At 44.8% G+C, this 18,720-nt stretch carries 17 protein-coding genes; 7 read left to right on the top strand and 10 right to left on the bottom strand.

The genetic code is table 11. From position 1 onward, the window contains the following. Nucleotide 1 precedes the first annotated feature (1 nt). The gene (locus tag K339_RS0111135; protein ID WP_028523640.1) at nucleotides 2–1,222 is read right to left on the bottom strand and encodes an NADH-quinone oxidoreductase subunit D; all 1,221 of its coding nucleotides are present in this window, start codon (nucleotides 1,220–1,222) and stop codon (nucleotides 2–4) included. A 108-nt stretch (nucleotides 1,223–1,330) separates the two neighbouring features. On the opposite strand from K339_RS0111135, the gene K339_RS0111130 reads away from it, so the two are divergent. Beyond that, the gene (locus tag K339_RS0111130) at nucleotides 1,331–1,897 is read left to right on the top strand and encodes a hypothetical protein (protein WP_028523639.1); all 567 of its coding nucleotides are present in this window, start codon (nucleotides 1,331–1,333) and stop codon (nucleotides 1,895–1,897) included. On the opposite strand, the gene K339_RS0111125 is transcribed toward K339_RS0111130, so the two are convergent. Beyond that, nucleotides 1,898–2,383: a MarR family winged helix-turn-helix transcriptional regulator gene (locus K339_RS0111125; protein WP_028523638.1), complete on the bottom strand. Its 486-nt coding sequence runs from the start codon at nucleotides 2,381–2,383 to the stop codon at nucleotides 1,898–1,900. It lies immediately after the preceding gene. 193 nt (nucleotides 2,384–2,576) lie between these two features. On the opposite strand from K339_RS0111125, the gene K339_RS0111120 reads away from it, so the two are divergent. The 4 genes from K339_RS0111120 (at nucleotide 2,577) to K339_RS0111105 (ending at nucleotide 7,611) form a co-directional block, all read left to right on the top strand. After that, nucleotides 2,577–3,623 (top strand): HlyD family secretion protein, encoded by a 1,047-nt coding sequence (locus tag K339_RS0111120; RefSeq protein WP_028523637.1) that lies wholly within the window; start codon nucleotides 2,577–2,579, stop codon nucleotides 3,621–3,623. 31 nt (nucleotides 3,624–3,654) lie between these two features. Next, a complete protein-coding gene (locus K339_RS0111115) occupies nucleotides 3,655–5,214 on the top strand; it encodes a DHA2 family efflux MFS transporter permease subunit (RefSeq protein ID WP_028523636.1) in 1,560 nt (519 codons plus the stop codon). A gap of 15 nt (nucleotides 5,215–5,229) precedes the next feature. After that, complete coding sequence (locus K339_RS33415; protein ID WP_037300161.1) at nucleotides 5,230–6,546, top strand: TolC family protein; 1,317 nt, start codon at nucleotides 5,230–5,232, stop codon at nucleotides 6,544–6,546. 141 nt (nucleotides 6,547–6,687) lie between these two features. Continuing rightward, nucleotides 6,688–7,611: a sugar phosphate isomerase/epimerase family protein gene (locus tag K339_RS0111105; RefSeq protein WP_028523635.1), complete on the top strand. Its 924-nt coding sequence runs from the start codon at nucleotides 6,688–6,690 to the stop codon at nucleotides 7,609–7,611. A gap of 208 nt (nucleotides 7,612–7,819) precedes the next feature. On the opposite strand, the gene K339_RS33410 is transcribed toward K339_RS0111105, so the two are convergent. The 4 genes from K339_RS33410 to K339_RS0111085 all read right to left on the bottom strand — a co-directional run bounded on the left by K339_RS33410 (nucleotide 7,820) and on the right by K339_RS0111085 (nucleotide 12,142). Continuing rightward, a complete protein-coding gene (locus K339_RS33410) occupies nucleotides 7,820–8,518 on the bottom strand; it encodes an OmpA family protein (protein ID WP_051397950.1) in 699 nt (232 codons plus the stop codon). A 240-nt stretch (nucleotides 8,519–8,758) separates the two neighbouring features. Next, on the bottom strand, nucleotides 8,759–9,745 hold the full coding sequence (locus K339_RS0111095; RefSeq protein WP_028523634.1) for an aldo/keto reductase: 987 nt from the start codon (nucleotides 9,743–9,745) through the stop codon (nucleotides 8,759–8,761). 85 nt (nucleotides 9,746–9,830) lie between these two features. Beyond that, complete coding sequence (locus K339_RS0111090; RefSeq protein WP_028523633.1) at nucleotides 9,831–10,424, bottom strand: gluconate 2-dehydrogenase subunit 3 family protein; 594 nt, start codon at nucleotides 10,422–10,424, stop codon at nucleotides 9,831–9,833. An 11-nt stretch (nucleotides 10,425–10,435) separates the two neighbouring features. Then, nucleotides 10,436–12,142: a GMC oxidoreductase gene (locus K339_RS0111085; RefSeq protein WP_028523632.1), complete on the bottom strand. Its 1,707-nt coding sequence runs from the start codon at nucleotides 12,140–12,142 to the stop codon at nucleotides 10,436–10,438. Between the two features lie 251 nt (nucleotides 12,143–12,393). Between K339_RS0111085 and ygiD the strand changes: the two genes are divergently transcribed. Continuing rightward, on the top strand, nucleotides 12,394–13,218 hold the full coding sequence (gene ygiD / locus K339_RS0111080; RefSeq protein ID WP_028523631.1) for a 4,5-DOPA-extradiol-dioxygenase: 825 nt from the start codon (nucleotides 12,394–12,396) through the stop codon (nucleotides 13,216–13,218). 52 nt (nucleotides 13,219–13,270) lie between these two features. Here ygiD and K339_RS0111075 read toward each other — a convergent pair whose 3' ends face one another. From K339_RS0111075 to K339_RS35910, 4 genes are all read right to left on the bottom strand, one after another. Then, nucleotides 13,271–14,290 (bottom strand): zinc-binding alcohol dehydrogenase family protein, encoded by a 1,020-nt coding sequence (locus K339_RS0111075; protein ID WP_028523630.1) that lies wholly within the window; start codon nucleotides 14,288–14,290, stop codon nucleotides 13,271–13,273. 82 nt (nucleotides 14,291–14,372) lie between these two features. Beyond that, a complete protein-coding gene (locus K339_RS33405) occupies nucleotides 14,373–14,873 on the bottom strand; it encodes a thioredoxin family protein (protein ID WP_051397949.1) in 501 nt (166 codons plus the stop codon). Continuing rightward, a complete protein-coding gene (locus K339_RS0111065; protein ID WP_028523629.1) occupies nucleotides 14,870–17,164 on the bottom strand; it encodes a TonB-dependent receptor in 2,295 nt (764 codons plus the stop codon). Before K339_RS0111065 ends, K339_RS33405 begins: the two co-directional genes overlap by 4 nt. A 307-nt stretch (nucleotides 17,165–17,471) precedes the next feature. Next, nucleotides 17,472–17,852: a DUF8478 family putative metalloprotein gene (locus tag K339_RS35910; protein ID WP_051397948.1), complete on the bottom strand. Its 381-nt coding sequence runs from the start codon at nucleotides 17,850–17,852 to the stop codon at nucleotides 17,472–17,474. A 334-nt stretch (nucleotides 17,853–18,186) separates the two neighbouring features. Here K339_RS35910 and K339_RS0111055 point away from each other — a divergent pair, with 334 nt between their 5' ends. Then, complete coding sequence (locus K339_RS0111055; protein ID WP_028523628.1) at nucleotides 18,187–18,582, top strand: helix-turn-helix domain-containing protein; 396 nt, start codon at nucleotides 18,187–18,189, stop codon at nucleotides 18,580–18,582. Nucleotides 18,583–18,720: the final 138 nt, after the last annotated feature.

Here is an 18,720-nt window from a genome sequence, read left to right as displayed (position 1 = left end):
CCTAGCGATCCACTTCGCCCATTACGACGTCGATAGAACCGATAATAGCCACCAAATCAGCGAGCATAGCACCGCGTGAGATTTCGGCAATGACCGATAAGTTGTTGAACGAACACGCTCGTGCTTTGCATCGCACAGGAATATCCGACTTCCCATCAGTACGGAAGAAAAAGCCCAGTTCTCCCTTGGGATTTTCGGCTCTTATATAAAAATCCATCGCCTGAGGGCGAATTTTCTTCGGTACTACAGCCTGCGGGTCAAAGTCAGGCGTGCGGCGGTGCTCTCCCAACAGTTTTTCTACACACTGTTCGATAAGACTAAGAGATTCCCAACACTCCTGCACCCGAACGTAGTTTCTATCCCAACAATCGCCAACAGTACCCACAAGTCCTTCACCAATGGGTACGTTAAATTCCAACTCAGGATAGACCGAATAACCATCCACTTTACGCAAATCCCAACGCAAGCCCGAACCGCGCAATACTGGCCCTGAGCAGCCATAATTGATGGCCACGGGGAGCGGCAAAACGCCTACATTGGCCGTACGCTCCACAAAAATTTTATTATCAATGACCAACTGCTGGAGTTCCTTCAATTTAGGTTTGAGGTAGCTTACAAATTCTTGACAACGCTCCTCAAAACCCACTGGCACATCGTAAAATAGACCTCCTATCCACACATAATTATAGAGCATTCGAGCACCTGAAAGCCACTCCAACATCCGTAAAATATGCTCACGATCGCGCATCAGCCACAAAAAAGGCGTGTAAGCTCCAATGTCCATGGCGTACGTTCCGATGGCTACGAAGTGCGAAGCCAAGCGGTTTAGCTCTGCGACCAACACCCGAATGTATTCAATACGCTTTGGAATATCTTTCTCAATCCCCAACATTCGTTCGACACCCATCACGTAGGCATGTTCGGAGTTGATGGCCGCCACGTAGTCCATCCGATCCACGTACGGAATGATTTGGTTGAAAGGCAGCGACTCGGCGTGTTTCTCAAAACAGCGGTGTAAATAGCCCAAGTGAGGCACTACATCCACGATAATTTCACCATCCGACACCACTTCCAGCCGCAATACCCCGTGGGTTGAAGGGTGCTGCGGGCCTAAGTTAATCACCATTTCTTCCGACTTTAGCTGGTCGGCGGTGTATTTACTCGGTTCCGAAATGTTCAAATGCTCAGGTTGGTAATCGTATTGTACCGTTGAAGTAGCCATAACAATGGGTCGAATTGAGGATGCAAGTTAGCAAGAAAATCCTTCCACCTCTCCCTTATTGAGCCATTGCCTTTGTATATTTGTCACGGACGAAGAGACGAAAGCGCTATGCACGAGATAGAACCTTTTTATAATTGGGAAAAACATTATGTGGCGGCCAACGACCGAAAATCTCCTTTTTATGGTCGCGACTATAACTTAAATCAGTACGAACACGATATTTACGGGTATTACATTCACCCTTTGTGGGACGAAATAGACTCCGAGACGCTCTATGTCAAGATTTTATTCGCTGACTACAAGAAGAAGTTTGCCGTCATTGAGTTGTTTGGGGAATGGAACGACACCCTCCACAACGACATCATGCACTTCAAACGCAATGTCATCGACCATTTATTATCCCAAGGAATCAACAAATACATCCTCATCGCCGAAAATATTCTCAACTTTCACGGTTCTGATGACGAATACTACGCCGAGTGGTTTGATGAAATTGAAGACGGCTGGATTGCCGTGGTGGGTTCTCGCGACCATACCGAGCGCGAATGGAAACGCTACCGCCTCGACTACTACCTCAATTTTGGGGGTACTCTCCACCTCGAAAACTGGCGCACGTTACAGCCTCAACCTTTTTTTGAGTTGGTTCAAAGTTTGATTGTACGGCGATTGATGTAACTATTCCTCGGCATCAAGCACTGCCAGCAAATCGCACATGGTATCTACCATTTGATGATACTTTTTGGCACTTACTGCTTTTTCAAAACGCACCTGCATTCCTTGCATTTCTTCGTTTAAATCTAGCAAAAACTCTTTGCCACGATCACCCAAAAAAATGATGCTCGCTCGGGCATCTTTCTCGCTTGGGCAGCTGTAAACGTAACCCGTTTCTTCTAACTCTTTGACGGCCTTACTCATCGCCTGCTTGGTCACCTCTAGTTTTTTGGCCAACTCACTACTCGTTACTCCCTCTTCTTCGATGTTGACCAACAACGAAATCGAGCTCATCTTAATATCTGTGTAGCCACGTTTCTCTAAAAGTGGGGCGATGTGAAGATGAACGTGACGTTTAAGCCGCCACAGAAGCCGCCCAATGGAGCGCTGACGCATTGATTCAAACTTCTCAAAGCTATATGTTCGTCCCGAAGCAAGTACTTTTTCCATGTTACAAATCTATTGGAATACAGGTTATTAAAAAATAGCACTCAAATTTTAATCCAATTTTTAGTCAACTTATTTGACTTTATTAGTCAACTTGGTTTACCTTTGCTGTCACAAATATAGTCAACCAAGTTTACTTATATTAACTTTTTGGCCAAACAACTTATTGTTCACTTTCGATAAAAAACTAAACGCCATGGATAACACTTCACCCAAAAGTCCCTTCAAAAAATTGCTTCCCCTTGGTATCGTCATTGCAGTGCTGGGCGTAGGAAGTTTTTACGGTTTTCAATCGTATCGTTACAATCAAACCTACGAAACCACTGACAACGCCCAAATAGAGACTAAAAACTCTCCTGTGCTTGCTCGCGTGGCAGGATATGTACTCGAATCGAACGTGGAAGACTACAAAAGTGTACGTGCCAACGACCGCCTCATTGAGATTGATCCGCAAGAATACCAAATGGCCGTAGCCCAAGCCGATGCCGACTTACAACAAGCAGTAGCCGACATCGAAACCGCCAAAGCAACGCTTCGCAATGCCCAAGAGGCTTCTAAAGTAGCCAAAGCCAACGCCGATGTGCAAGCTAGCCGCAAAACGAAAGCCACTGCCGACGTGACGCGCGACAAAAACTTGTACGAAGGTGGCTCTACTACCAAAAAAATACTAGACGATAGTCAGGCAAACTTAGAAGTGCAAGCTCGCCAGTATGATGCCGCTTTAGCCCAAGTAAATCAGTCGAAAGTAGCAGAAGGGGCTGCTTTGGCTGCCATCAGAAAAATGGAGTCGGTGGTCAAAGTAAAGCAAACCGTGCTCGACCAAGCCAAATTACGTTTGTCATATACCCACATCGACGCACCTGTATCGGGTAAAACGGGCAAAATCAACGTTGCCAAGGGGCAGTATGTGCAGCCTGGGCAAAACTTATTTACGATTGTCAACGAGTCAACGTACTGGGTAACGGCCAATTTTAAAGAAACCCAACTCGAAAAAATGCGCGTAGGCCAAGCCGTTGAGCTCAAAATTGATGCGTATCCAACGTTAAAAATCAGTGGTAAAATCCAAACTATTTCTGACGCTACAGGCGCAAAATTCTCACTTCTTCCTCCCGACAACGCTTCGGGTAACTTCGTAAAACTTACGCAACGCGTTCCCGTGAAAATTGAGATTCAACACCCTGAACAATTCAAAGAACTTCTTCGCGCGGGTTTGAGCGTCGAAGTAGCCGTAAAGGTTAAGTAGTCTTGAGGGTTTAGGTTAGAAAACACACACTATGAAAAGATGGATTGTTGTCATCACGGTCATCACAGCGGCCGTTATGGAACTGATAGACACCTCGATTGTCAACGTAGGTATTTATCAGATGGCGGGCAACTTAGGCGTGACCATTGAAGATATTTCGTGGGTCATTACGTCGTATGCCATCGCCAACGTTATTATTATTCCGCTAACAGGTTTTTTGCAGAACTACTTTGGACGTAAAAACTACTTTGTAGCCTCCATTGCCCTCTTTACGTTCGCCTCCTACTTGTGTGGGATTGCTGATACGTTGCCTTTGTTGGTCTTAGCTCGGTTTTTGCAAGGGGTAGGCGGAGGAGCATTGCTCTCGGTGTCGCAAGGGTTACTGTATGATTCATTTCCGATTCACCAACGCGCCATTGCTTCGGCAGTATTTGGGATGGGTATTGTGCTTGGGCCTACCTTTGGGCCTACCCTCGGCGGGTTTATTATCGACAACTACCACTGGAGTTGGATGTTTTTTATCAACGTTCCGATTGGGATTGTTGCCTTCTTATTAAGCTATATCTACATCGACAAAAAACCCGAAGAGCATCACATCGACCGTAGCAAAATAAAGATTGATTATTTGGGAATTGTTTTGCTTTCTATTGGCATCGGATGTTTGCAGTACGTACTCGAACGCGGCGAAGCCAACGACTGGTTTGAAGACCCAGCGATTGTCATTTGTACCCTTGCTTTGGTGGTTTCCCTGGCGACCTTTATTTGGTGGGAATTAAAAATCACCAATCCTGTAGTAAACCTGCGGGTGCTGAAAAACCGCAACCTTTTGCTGGGCTCTATTCTTGTCTTTGTGATTGGTATCGGACTTTTTACGTCGGTATTTATGTACCCTTTGTTTGTACAACGGATTATTGGCTATACTGCCACCCAAACGGGGCTTTTGCTTATCCCTGGCGCAGGAATTACGCTTTTTATTTTCCCAATTGTGGGACGATTAATTTCCAAAGGAGTTCCGCCACGCTCCATTGCAACGGTGGGTTACCTTGCATTTGCACTTTTTTGTTACCAAATGTCTATCATCGACCTCAACGCATCCCCTGCGATTTTGATGGGGGCCTTGATGATTCGTGGCGTAGGGCTTGCCCTTTCTAACGTTCCGCTCATCAACCAATCGATTTCGACCTTGACGCCCCAAGAAATGCCAATGGGGATCGCCATCACCAACATGATTCGGCAGATTGGGGGCGCTGTCGGGGTGGCACTTGTCAATACCTATATTGCCCAACGCCTTCCGCTCAATGCCATGAACCTTTCGGCGCACCTACAGCCTGGCGATATGCTTACCCAAGAACGCCTTACCACGATGTCACAATCACTCGTGGCTCGGGGTATCAATCCGCTAGATGCGCTTCAACTTTCGTACGGCAACCTCAATTTGGCCGTCCAAAAACAAGCCTTGATGCTCTCTTATTTGGATGTGTTTCAGGTAGCTACGATGTTTTTTATTGTCACATTTCCTTTATTATTTCTCCTAGAAAAGAAAAAAATGACGCCTCAAACCGCCAAAGCTGCGGCTGATGCTTCTCACTAATTGACGATACATCCAATGAAAACTTATTTTAAAACCTTCGTAGTGGGCGTACTTGTACTAGCGTTAAAGAACGCAAGCATCGCACAAACTCCCACCTCTTTGACCACCTTGGTTCAGCAGTCTTTTCAGCATTTTCCCAAACTCAAGGAGGCCGAGCAACTCATCAAAGCGGGTGAACTGCGGGTTGATGTCGCAAAAACAGCCCTTTTGCCTTACGTCAATGCCAATGCTTCTTACAGTTACGTGGCCCCTACAATGAAAGCGACCTTACCCCTACCTGAAGGCACGCGTGAGATTCAGTTTATGCCCAACCACAACGTCAACGTGGGCGTCAGTGCAGGGTATGGTTTGTATGACTTTGGGAAAACTGATTTGACCATTCGCCAAGCCCAAGAAAATGTGTTGAGCGCTCGCCATACGCTAGAGTTAAACCGTCACAACTTGGCCTATCAAATTGCCCAGTTGTATTACACCATCGCCTTTTTGGAAAAAAGTAAGCAGGTGCAGCAAGACGTCATCCAAACCAGCGAAAGCGTACTGAAACAAATCAGTCAACGGGTGCAAAATGGCGATGCGTTAGAGTTTGACATCGTTTCTCAACAAGTAAAGTTGAAACTCGCTCAAAACCGTAAAGTTGATTTCCAAAATCAGATTGACAAGCAGAAAATCACGTTGAGCTACCTTACGGGCTTACCAGTCAGCGAAATTGCTTCTGCCGACTTAGCATTAACACTTGACCTGCATCTTCCGACCAAAGAAGCATTGACGCAGCTATTTAATGCCAACAATAAAGACGTTCAATTAGCGAAAGACCGCATTCAAAGTGCAGAAACAGAAGTGGCGATTGCGGCCAAAGCCCACTTACCAACGTTGATGCTCACAGGAAGTGCAGGCGAAAAAAACGGTTACATGCCTAACGTTAATCAGCTGCGGTTCAATATTGCAGCTGGCTTGAGCGTCACGGTACCCTTGTACGTAGGGAAGCGCTATGACATCCAGCGCAAAGCGGCTTTAGTGAATTTGGAAGCGACGAAATATAACCTTGAAGCCGTGAATGCGACCCTTCAAAAAGACGTTGAAATGGTACTTACTGACCTAAAAAGCAACGAACAGCGCCTCGAAAACGTGAGAATTCAGGTCACTCAAGCCGAGCGCGCCCTTGCATTGGCTCAAAATCGTTTACAAAATGGCACGATTACAGCCGTAGAGTTAGACAATGCCCAAACTTCCATTGAAGAAGCTCGTTTGGCAGAACTTACCTATCAGTTTCAATGGTTCATTAATCAACTGGAATTAAAACGTTTGACGGGAGACGAATTTTCGAAAAATTGATTGTAGGCAACTAACCATTAGCGCTTCCTTTCGCCCTTTTAGGAAATTCACCTAGAAGGGCTTTTTTGTGTCGTTCATTCCTAAAATGCTGAAAAGTATTTTTAGGGCGGTTTGTGCCTTTTTACTGAAAATGACACACTTATGGCTACCTCTCGTCGTCGATTCATCCAAACGCTTGCTGCTACCAGCGCTGTTGTAGCTTCCAAATCTTCTTGGGCCAAAACCTCAGCTGCATCCTTAATTTCGTGTAATCAATATTCGTGGTTCACCTTTTATGAACGCGAAAAACGCAGTTGGGGCGAAAACCTCGACACTTCACTTTCCGAATACGTCAAGTCAGGTTTAAAAGCCTTTGAACCCAGTTTTTATTCCACCAACGACGTCAAAACGCTGGCACCTCTTTTAAAAAAATACCAATTGGCTCTTCCCTCGGCTTACATTGGGAGTATTTTACACGAAGACGCCGAAAGCCAAAAAACCATCGAAACGGCTATTGCCATTGCCAAAGAAGCCAAGCCGTTGGGTTTGTCGATTTTGGTCACTAGCCCCAACCCCATCCGTTGGGGAGGGGCCGAAATCAAAAGTGACGCGCAGCTAATCAAACAAGCCAAAAACCTAGACTTGCTAGGTTCTGAGTTAAAAAAACAAGGCATTACCCTCGCCTATCATACCCACGACGCGGAGTTTAAGGCAGGCGCGCGGGAGTTTCATCACATGCTACAAAATACGCATCCAGAAAATGTCAGCCTGTGCTTGGACGCACATTGGATATACCGCGGGGCTGGCAACTCCCAAGTTGCGCTATTCGATATTGTAAAAATGTACGGAAAACGCGTAGTGGAACTTCACATACGGCAGTCGGTGGGGCAAATTTGGGGGGAAACGTTCGGCGAAGGCGACATTGATTACCCACGACTTGTCCGTGAATTGAAAACCATGAACGTCAAGCCTTTACTCGTCTTGGAACAATGTTTAGAAGCCCAATCTCCCAACACGCTCAACGCCATTCAAGCCCATCAACAAGACCTTGCTTACGCTCAAAAAGTTTTTAAGGGGTGGGTATAAACAAAAGAGCCAGAGAAGATATCTTCTCTGGCTCTCCGTCTATTCCTAAACCCTTTACCTTATGAAAAAACAATTACTCTTTTTTCCTTGACTATTTACTCTTTGCGTCGGAGACGCTTTGTCATTTGTGAACCAAATAATAGTTTGGTTCAGGCTATTTTCTGATTTTTGGCTATAGCCATTAAAAACTTTGAGTACATTCAGCTCATTAGTTCTGAACGACACTACCTGATTCTACGGCTTTCCGAACCTCCTCTTTCAATCGTTGGTTAGCCACAACAACTACTTCAACTCGCTGATTTTGGCGACGCCCATCCAGCGTTTTGTTTGACACTTTAGGCGTCGTTTCTCCAAAGCCCTCTGTTACGATTCGCAATTGGGGAACTCCATGTGCTTGCAAAAAATCGGCTAAAGCTTCCGCCCGTTTCTCAGAAAGCGCTTGGTTTACTTTCAAACTTCCTTGAGAATCAGTGTGTCCTGCTACCAATATTTCAGTGTCTTTGAAATCTTGTAATACCTGCGCAAGTTTTTTTACAAACGGTTGTGGGTCGTTCCATAACACATACGAGCCTTCAGGATATAAAATAGCGGATTGAAACGTGATTTTAATGCCTTCTCCCAAGCGTTCAATTTGGGCGATACTTCCTAGCTGTTGGCGTAGCTGGATGGTTTGCTGTTCCATGTATTGTTCAATACGAGTACCCGGCAAACCACCCACTACTGAAGCGCTTATCGCGTAATTGGCAGGATCTTTCGATTTACTTTGCCCATGTTTGGCAGGTGAAACCGTTTTTCCCTTAGTTCTTGATAGAAAGGATGTGGACGTACAGTCGGAAAGCCCTATGATCAATGAAAAACTCACCGATACAAACAAGAGACTTTTAACCGTTTTTTTTGTTGTATTCATGGCTGACAAAAAAACTTGGTTAGTGAAAAAGGAGCTTTTGAGTTTTCAATGCTCAAAAGAGCCTCATTGCTCAACTCCGTGTTATTGTCATTGCTGTTAATCTGACCTTAGTTGTAAAATACTTATGCCACGGTAGTTTTAGAACTTCACTAGGGAGATATGGGGAATTTGGGGAATTTTTGAGCAAAAAAATCCCCACTTAGTTGGTAAGTGGGGAGGATATCAAACGAAATTTGGCTTTTACCACAAATGATGCACCTGTGGTTTTATGTATTTAGCGTAAATTTCATTCACTGATTGCAATTGTGCTTGGGTCAAATCAGGAATCGTGAGCGCTTCCAAATTGGCAGTTGCTTGCGTAGGATTAGAAGCTCCTGGGATAATAGTGCTCACTGCCGAATACCCCAAAATCCAGCGCAAAGCCACAGGAGCAAGGTTTTCGTGCGAAGGGAATACCGCTTTGAGTTCTTCTACCGCAGCTAATCCTGTTTCATAATCAATACCCGAAAACGTTTCCCCTTTGTCAAAGTGTTCTCCGTTGCGGTTAAAAAAGCGGTGGTCTCCTGCCGTGAAGCTCGACAACTTCGAAAATTTACCCGTCAATAACCCACTGGCCAAAGGCACACGCACAATGACCCCGATGTTTTTCTTTTGGGCTTGCTCAAAAAACAATTCCGACGGACGCTGGCGAAACATATTGAAGATAATTTGAACCGTAGTCACGTTGTCGTACTCAATGCCTTTGAGTGCCTCTTCTACTTTTTCAACGCTGATCCCCAAGTTCAAGATTTTTCCTTCTTCTTTGAGACGGTCAAACAACTCAAAAATTTCGGGACGATAATACACCTCCGTGGGCGGACAATGGAGTTGAATCAAATCTAGTGTTTCTAACCCCATATTTTGGAGACTATCTTCCACAAACTTGCGCAATACCGCAGGCTGGTAGGCTTCACTTACGTGCGGGCTCAGTTGGCGGCCGCATTTGGTGGCAACATAAATACGTTCGGAGCGGCTTTTTACAAATTTACCCACGGCTTTTTCACTTTCACCCGCACCATATACATCGGCCGTATCAATAAAATTGATGCCCGAATCGACGGCCGCATGGAGAATTTTCTCCGCATTTTCGTGGCTAAAATCATCCCCCCATTTTCCGCCTACCTGCCACGTTCCTAAGCTGATTTCCGAAATCTCAAATCCAGTTTTTCCTAATTTTCTGTAATTCATTGTCAATTTTGTTTTTGGGTTACTCGCAGTCAGACGATAGTCAGACTGCACTACCAAATAGCTACGGTCTGACTGTCGTCTGACCTCATTCATTCCACGCATTCATGCCAGGGGTAAGCGGCATACACGCGATATATTTCCCTGGAATTGGATCATAGCCAAGCACTTCTTTCCCGATTTTTTGAGAGGTAAAATACCCAAGAAGGGTTAATTCTTTCACTCTTCTAAAAAACGGCGTGGGCGAAGGTGGTGCCAAACGAATACCCCATACCGATGACGGTAACTTCTCCGCTTCCGCATCTAGTTTGGTCAAAAACTCTTTTCGTTGTTCAGGCGTACATTCCACAAACGACTTCCCGTAGGCTTTTTCACAATCTTCTTCCAATTTTTCTAAACCACCCACAAAATCCTTTTGTTCTTCTTCCGAAAGCAAATCTTTCAACATTTTGTCAATAAACTGCGGAACCCCTAGCTCTTTGGCTCCTAGCGTTTTGGTTTTCGGGAGAATTGTTTCTGCAATTTCGGCAATACTTGCCGCTTGATTATTGGTCAAAAAAGTGGGTTTCCAGTCTAGTTTTGCCTCTTGGGAGCAGGCCATAAACACCTCACTCAACGTAGCCGTGGAAACAGCATAGCCCAAAAACAGGGCTGATGATTTTATAATATCTCTGCGGTTCATGCGATTGGGAGTTAGAGATTTTTACGATTTAATTCTTTGACGGCAAAATCGGCGGCACGCGCCGTAAGCGCCATGTACGTAATTGATGGGTTGACACAGCTCGAAGAAGTCATGCAAGCACCATCGGTCACAAAAACATTTGGAACCGCATGAAGTTGGCTATTCGCATTGACCACCGACGTTTTTGGGTCGCGGCCCATCCGCGCCGTCCCCATTTCGTGAACGCCTACGCCAATTCCACCCGAATAGTCAAACGGGGTTACATTTTTCAAACCTGCATTTTCAAGCATTTCTACGGCATCTTCTTTCATCTGCTTACGCATCGCCATTTCGTTTGCCTTAAACTCAGCGTCGATGCTCAACGTTGGCAAGCCCCATTTGTCTTTTGCGTCATGGTTGAGGGTTACTTTGTTTTCGTGGTAGGGTAAACATTCTCCAAAACCTACCAACGACATCCCCCAACTACTTGGCGCAAACAAGCCATCTTTAAACTCGGCACCTACCCCGCCGCCGCTGATTCCACCGCCCCAATTACCACGGCCTCCCGCGCCTTGGTAATCATAGCCTCGAATAAAATCTTTCATTTTGGAAGCTTCGTCGAGGTTGCGGTAGCGTGGAATAAAAATCCCATTGGGGCGGCGGCCTTTGTAGTATTGGTCTTCAAACCCATCATAACTACCCATTGCCCCCACTCGATAGTGGTGGTCCATTAGGTTATGTCCCAATTCGCCACTGTCATTTCCGAGGCCGTTGGGGAAGCGACTTGACGTAGAGTTTAGCAAAATTTGCGTAGTTCCAAGGGTAGAAGCATTTAGGAAAATAATGCGCGCGTAAAACTCTATTTCTTCTTTGGTTTCGGAGTCAATCACTTTTACGCCTTTCGCTTTTCCCAATTTCTCATCATAAATAATAGAAGCAACTTGCGAATTGGGACGCAAGGTTAACTTGCCTGTAGCATCGGCGGCAGGGAGTGTCACGGCATTGCTACTAAAATACGCTCCAAAAGGACACCCTCTTGAGCAACGGTTACGGTTTTGGCATTGGCCACGCCCGTTGATAGGCTCGGTCAAGTGCGCTACGCGTCCAATCGTCAAATGGCGGCCTTTGTACGTTTTTTCAATGCTTCCTTTGACGTGTTTTTCGAGGCAATTTAGCTCCATGGGAGGCAAAAAATGCCCGTCGGGTAAGTGTGATAGCCCTAATTTTTCTCCGCTAATGCCCACGTATTTTTCAACGTAGGTGTACCAACTTTCAAGGTCTTTATAGCGAAGAGGCCAATCTACACCAATGCTTTGTTTTACATTGGCCTCAAAATCAAGGTCGCTCCAACGGTAGCACTGCTTCCCCCAAAGCAACGAACGCCCTCCTACCTGATTTCCACGAATCCAGTCAAAGCGTTTTACTTCGGTGTAAGGGCTATCGAGGTCGTTGTTATAAAAATGCTTGTTAGATTCATCAATAAAGCCACTCCGAACCTGAATATGGTATTTCTTTTTATCTTCATCGGTCAGCTTACCACGGTGTTCAAAATCCCAGTGGTCTTTATTCATCGTAGGGTAGTCTTCCACGTGACGTACCATCCGTCCTCTTTCCAAGACAAGCGTCTGCAACCCTTTCTCACACAGTTCTTTAGCAGCCCATCCGCCACTAATTCCTGACCCAATCACAATGGCATCGTAGGTATGGGTTTTGTTTACTTTTATATTAAAACTTGGCATAGGTTAATTAGATATTAGAATAGTGAAATATGTTTGCGAATATAACTATTTAATTGTCGGCCTGACAATTAAGATAATTTAATACCCTAGAAAAATTAAAGCAGAACTTTTTGAAAAAATTGTATGTATATACATATATTTACATCATACTACGCTCTACGACAACAAACATCTTGTTTAGCAGCATTTTATGAAATAAACTCATGAAGAGAAACGAATTTATCAAAAGCATTATTGGAGGAGCAATAACCATGGACTCATTAAAAGATTTGTATAAATGGAACGAACAGTTGGCCACCAAAGACGCGCTTATGCCGATGCTCTTCGTTGGTCACGGTTCGCCAATGAATGGTATTGAAGAAAATGAATTTAGCGACGGCTGGAAACGTTTAGGAAAAGAAATACCCGTCCCAACGGCCGTTTTGGTCGTATCGGCGCACTGGTACACGCGCGGCACCAAAATAACGGCCATGAACGCCCCGCGTACCATTCACGATTTTGGGGGCTTTCCACGCGCACTTTTTGAGGTTCAGTACCCTGCCCCAGGAAGTCCTACTTTGGCCAAGGAAGCAGCCTCTTTCGTCAAAAAAGCCCAAGTCGGACTTGACCATGAATGGGGACTCGACCACGGAACGTGGACCGTAGTGCGTCACATGTACCCTAAAGCCAACATTCCAGTATTGCAGCTGAGTATTGACTATACCCAACCACCGCGTTATCATTATGAACTGGCGAAAGAATTAGCGGCTTTGCGCAAAAAAGGGGTGCTAATTATTGGAAGTGGAAACATGGTTCATAACCTTGGGATTCTCAACTGGCAATACACCGAACGTGGTTACGATTGGGCGATTGAAATGAATACCAAATTCAAAAAGTTAATCGTCGAAAATGACCATGCTCCGCTGATTAATTACGAGAAATTGGGTAAAGCCGCTTTGTTGTCGGTTCCATCCCCTGATCACTACTTACCCTTGTTATATATTTTGGGCTTAAAAGAAGAAAAAGAGCCTACCAGCTTCTTCAACGACAAAACTGTTTTAGGCTCTATTTCAATGACTTCGGTGAAGGTTGGATAGGGGGTGCGGTTGTGAGCAACCGCACTCACGGATTGCTCACAACCAGCTTCACTTACAATTCAATTACTGCTTTGATGACTCGGCTTTCAGGCAGAAGAAGGGTCTCAAATGAGTCGATGAGGGAATCAAACGACACGCGATGAGAAACCCATGGGTGCGTATCGAGAGTGCCATCTTCCATGGCGGCAATGATACTGTGAAAGTCCTCAGGAAGCGCATTGCGGCTGGCTAAGAGGGTAACTTCTTTTCGGTGAAACTCAGGGTCATTGAAAGTCACTTCACCCTGAAAAAGTCCCACGAAAGTCAATCGACCGCCGTGAGCTACGTATTTGAAGGCTTGCATCATCGACGCTGGATTTCCTGTGGCGTCAAAAACTGCAGTTGGCAAATCGCCATCCAACACGCCACGAATAGCCTCAACTGGGTCAGTATCTTTCAATAGTATGGTTTCGTCCACCTTGAGTTGTTGTTTGCAAAAAGCCAAACGCCCTTCGTTCATATCCATCACGGCTACTTTGGCACCTTTGAGTTTGGCAAATTGAATCACGGACAGACCAATTGGCCCCGCTCCAATTACCAACACCAAATCATTCGCCTGTACTTGTGCTCGATTGACCGCGTGCGAGCCAATACCCAACGTTTCAACCAACGCTAGTTGCTCATAACTTAGGCTTTTTGACGCATATACTTTATTGGCGGGGACTTTCAGGTATTCACGCATTCCTCCGTCGGAGTGTACCCCCAATACCTGAAGTTTTTCACAGCAGTTGGTTTTACCATTGCGGCAAGCTTGGCATTTGCCGCAATTGATGTATGGCTCTACCGATACTTTATCGCCTACCGTCACGTTGTCAACACCTGTACCTATCGCCACTACCTCCGCTCCGAGCTCGTGGCCAAGGATACGAGGGTACGAAAAAAACGGTTGCTTCCCACGGAAAGCATGGTAGTCGGTTCCACAAATGCCAATGCGATGAATTTTTAAAAGAACTTCGCTGTCTTGAAGTTGGGAATCAACGTCTGTGTCAGACTGTTGAAATTGACCTGGGGAATTTAAAATGAGGGTTTTCACAAGATGTATTATTTAGGGGGTCACAAACCTAAAGAATCTTTGTGATACAACTTTACTGTGCCGTACTGAAACTTTTCGCTTTTCATTTGTTCCCAATCTCCATTGCATTCTCCGTAAGAAGGTCAAGCGCTTTATCAAGTCGCTTTGCCTCCAGCGCTCCTACCATTCGCGCTTGCAACTGAAGATTTTGGTCAAAAAAAACAGTCGTTGGATAGCTCAATTTCCCCTTTTCAGTACCTAGTACTTGTGCCAACTCGTGTACTCCCGTTTTGACTCCAGTCGGTTTAAATTTGTACGTACGTTGTAGAAACGTAATCGACTGAGTTTCCTCGGCATTCAGCCGAACACAATAAAATTTTTCTTGGAGTTTACTTGCAACAGTAGCATCTGAAAACGTGCGTAACTCCATCATTTTACAATACGTACACCAATCGGTATGAATAAACACCAACACGGGTCGGCGTTCTTTGCGGAGGCTGTCCGTTAAGTCTTCAAACGATGTCCAAAGGTTTGTTTGGGCTTGGATTTCTACCCCCAAAAGCCCAAACAAACCCATCAATGCAATCGTAATGCGCTTTTTCATTTGAATAAATTGTATCTAACGCCTGCAAAAAAGCGAATCCCTTGGTTGGGCGCATAGACATACGACGGGTCAAACGTAAGCGCGTACGGGTTATTGGGAGTCGGCACTACTTGCCCCGTTGCATCAAACGTTACTTGTTTATCAAACGGATCAAACGCCCGCGCAATGGCATCAGGCGTTGGGGTAAAATTGAGGAGATTTTTTACTCCTCCATAAATTTCCAACCCGTTGTTAAACTTCTTACCCAATTGAATATTTTGGAGACTCCACCAAGGCGAATATTCTGGACGCGGGTCAAGTGGCCCCAACACAGGCAATTTCATCGGGCCGTACAAGTTTCCTGTGTAATCAACCGAAAGACCAATTTGCGGGAAGGTATATGAGACAGACCATACGCCCGTAAATTTTTCGGTCAAAAGTTGGGTTTGTTTCACCAATGTCCCACTACCGTTGTCTTCTCGTTGGAATACATCCATGAGTGTCCCACCAGTCATAATTTTGAGGCCATTGGCAAGTGAAAGATCAATATTCAATGATAATCCACGCGAAACGGCGTTTCCGCTCAGGTTACTGTAAATGATTTTGTTGGGGTCAGTTAAATAATCAGGGATAATTCGGTTGTTGAAAAACGTATAAAACGCCGTCGCGTCTAACCCTACGTATCCACCGTTGCCTAAGAAAAACTTCCGTACGTAATTCACGTTCCCGTTCCAAGAGCGTTCAGGTTTCAATTCTTCGGTAAACTCTACTTTACGAGCTCCCGTCAAAGCAGCGTGGTCTTCGGTGAATACATTGGCCACCCGATAGCCGTTACCGACACTTGCACGAAGTACATTTTTCTTATCGGTGGAAGTCCATTTGTAATTAAAACGAGGTGTAAAGATGCTTCCGTGGATAGAGTTATAATCATAACGTGCTCCTAACAACAACTTATGATTGGCCGTAAGCGTGATTTCATCTTGAACAAACAACCCTGGTAGCAATACTTTCGAGGGTGCATTTTCACTATCGGCATAGGTAGCAGGGGTATTATCGTCGTAAAAGGTGTAGCGCAAAGCCGTTCCAACCAACAAATCGTGGCGCTCTTTGAGTTTTTTATCCCACGTAAACTGTCCAAAACCAATGTATTGCTGTGCTTGGTACGGGGTTGTTCCGTAGTACGAGTCTTGCAAGTGTCCATTGGCCGAAAACTGAAAGGTTATCTTTTCTTTCAAAGGCAATTGATACGCCCCAATTACCTCCCAACGTTTGGTATTGATACTTTCGGCATAAATTTCGTTGCTACCACGGTATTTGGGCGTCCACTGGGTTTGTCCTCCCCAACGGTCTTCATACACATACCGTCCGCCGAGCGTAAAAACACGGTTGTCTTTGCGGTCGATGCTAAACTTGTTGAAAAGGGAAATTCGGTTTTGTAGGGTAATATCGGTAAAACCGTCGCCGTTTTTATCGGTAGGGCGTTGAAAGTTAAAATAGTTGAGCCCAAACAACGACTGGATTTTTTCGCCTAGTTTATATTTCAACCCCAAGTCGGTATTGAACTCAGCCCACGACGTCCCCATTACATCGGCAGATACCAAGGGAGCTGACGACGGTTTTTTGGTAATGACATTGATCAAACCTCCCACTGCTTCCGACCCATACAAGGTGGAGGCAGGGCCTTTTACTACTTCTACGCGTTCGATTAAGGCACTTGGAATCCCGCTCAAGCCATACACCGTCGAAAGTCCCGATACAATAGGCATTCCGTCAATCATAATCATGGTGTAAGGGCCTTCCAAGCCGTTGATGTGGATGTCGCCTGTATTACAAACATTACAATTTAGCTGCGGACGAATCCCGTTGATATTTTGCAGGGATTCAAACAAATTGGGGACAGGATTTCGCTTAAAAAATACGGGCGTATAAATTTCGACTGGAACGGGACTGTCTAATTTCGAGACTTCTTTCATCGTTCCTGTTACCACCACTTCGGTAAGGGAATTTTCTAGTTCGTCTGTTTGCAAGGTCAGTTCTTGGAAAAACTTAGCTTCTGAAATGGTTACTGCTTTGGTAATGGTACGGTAACCTATCGCTGAAATCACCAACTGATACGAACCGTACTTGACGTTTTTGATTTCAAATACCCCTTTTTCGTCGGTAGTAGTACCGTATTGAGTATTTTTCAAGGCTGCCGTTCCAAATTCTAGGGGTTTACCTTTGACAGTTACCGTTCCTCGAATACTTCCTGTTTGGGCGAAAATAATGGTTGAGACTAGCAACAACGCTAGTAATAAGAAAAAATGCTTCATTGTGAGAATGCCGTTAGGTATCAATGCTCCACCGACCGAAGTTGCATTTCTGTCCAACAGAAATAAGCCACTTATTCGGCGATGCAAGCGTAAAAAATAGATGAATGGATACGCACCAACGCCACGTAGAGACGTGCGAAATGCGCATAAGAAATCAAGGAGGAACTATCTTCGTATGAGTAGTGTAGGTGCTTAAACCAATACAAGGCGGCTAGGAGCATCTGTTTATGCTACTGAATAATGACACAAAAAGGCGCATGACCGTCGTTTACAGACACACCTCTACCGCACCACCATCAAACGAAGATTAGCTTTGAGAAGTTGGCGGCCCTCGAAGGGAGAAATCTCCAAAAAAAGGAGTTCGATAGGCTGCTAATAAGTAAAATGAGGTACGAGGAGAATAATTGGTAACCAATCGCTTCAAGACTGCCAATGCCACCGATAGCGTAAGTGCGGCGTAGGTGGCGTTGGTCAACGAATCCAACAAAAACAATTCGTTTTTGGTGTGGTCGTTGGGCTGAAAAGGCGAATTAGGATTGGAAGCTTTGTAAGGGTGAGCGTGGGTAATCACCTTTCCACTCGACAGCTTGTGCGCATGACGAAACACAATACCATTGAGAAGCATCAAGGTGAATAACACCAAGAAGCCCTGAGCAATAGTTTGTCGTATGCGTTGATGAAAAAGCATGAAGTGGATGAATATTTCGTAAATCTAACCAGTATCTACGAGAAAAAGTTTATCTCTCGCAAATAATTAGCGGTTTCTCTGGTTTTTTCTACTTTTCCCCAATATTCTCTTGTAAACGTTCTATAAAACAAGTTTCTGAGGGGGGGGGGACAGATAAACATTGAAGTCGGGGTGTGGGGACGTTTTGACAAAAAGGAGAATTTTGATTTTGTTTATTTAATTTTGATTTTTGTATTTTTATAACACAAAGCAAAAACGCAATTGGTCATCATTTATTCGTTTTATAGGAACTCACGCAGAATACGACAAAATTGACTCAACCACTATTTAAACAATGACTCCCCTACTAAAAACTGAAGCTGAGTATAAGCAAGTAATGGCTGAAATTGAGACGTTTTTACAGAAAGCTACTCATAATGGAGGTTTTACAAGCCTTTCTCCCGAAGAAACAGAACGTCTCCGAAATTTATCTTTACAAGCAGAAGCTTACGAAGACGCTATCCCAATCATGCCTTTGCAAATCCCGACACCCCAAACGCTTTCTGACATGCTGAGTTTAAAAATGTTTCAGTTAAAATTGAAACAAAAAGACCTAGCAGCACTACTTGACATCACGCCTACCCGACTCTCAGAAGTGATGACGGGCAAGCGTAAAGTCAACATGGATTTAGCTAAACGACTTTATCAAAAATTAGCTATCGACCCTGCGTTTATTTTAGAACATGCCTAAAACTACTTCGCCTTGTTTTTCTCCTTGAAATAATACGAAACTACGATTTAGGCAAAATTTAGTCCCGTCGGGATGACATAATTTTAGGAACAAAGCAATACAGTTATCTGCTTTTGGCTCAAACGAAAAAAGATTATT

Origin of the sequence: Runella limosa DSM 17973 (assembly GCF_000482465.1) — a bacterium.
GTDB classification, from domain to species: domain Bacteria; phylum Bacteroidota; class Bacteroidia; order Cytophagales; family Spirosomataceae; genus Runella; species Runella limosa.
Note: the sequence above shows the minus strand (reverse complement) of the source record. Positions and strands in the feature narration are given on the sequence as shown.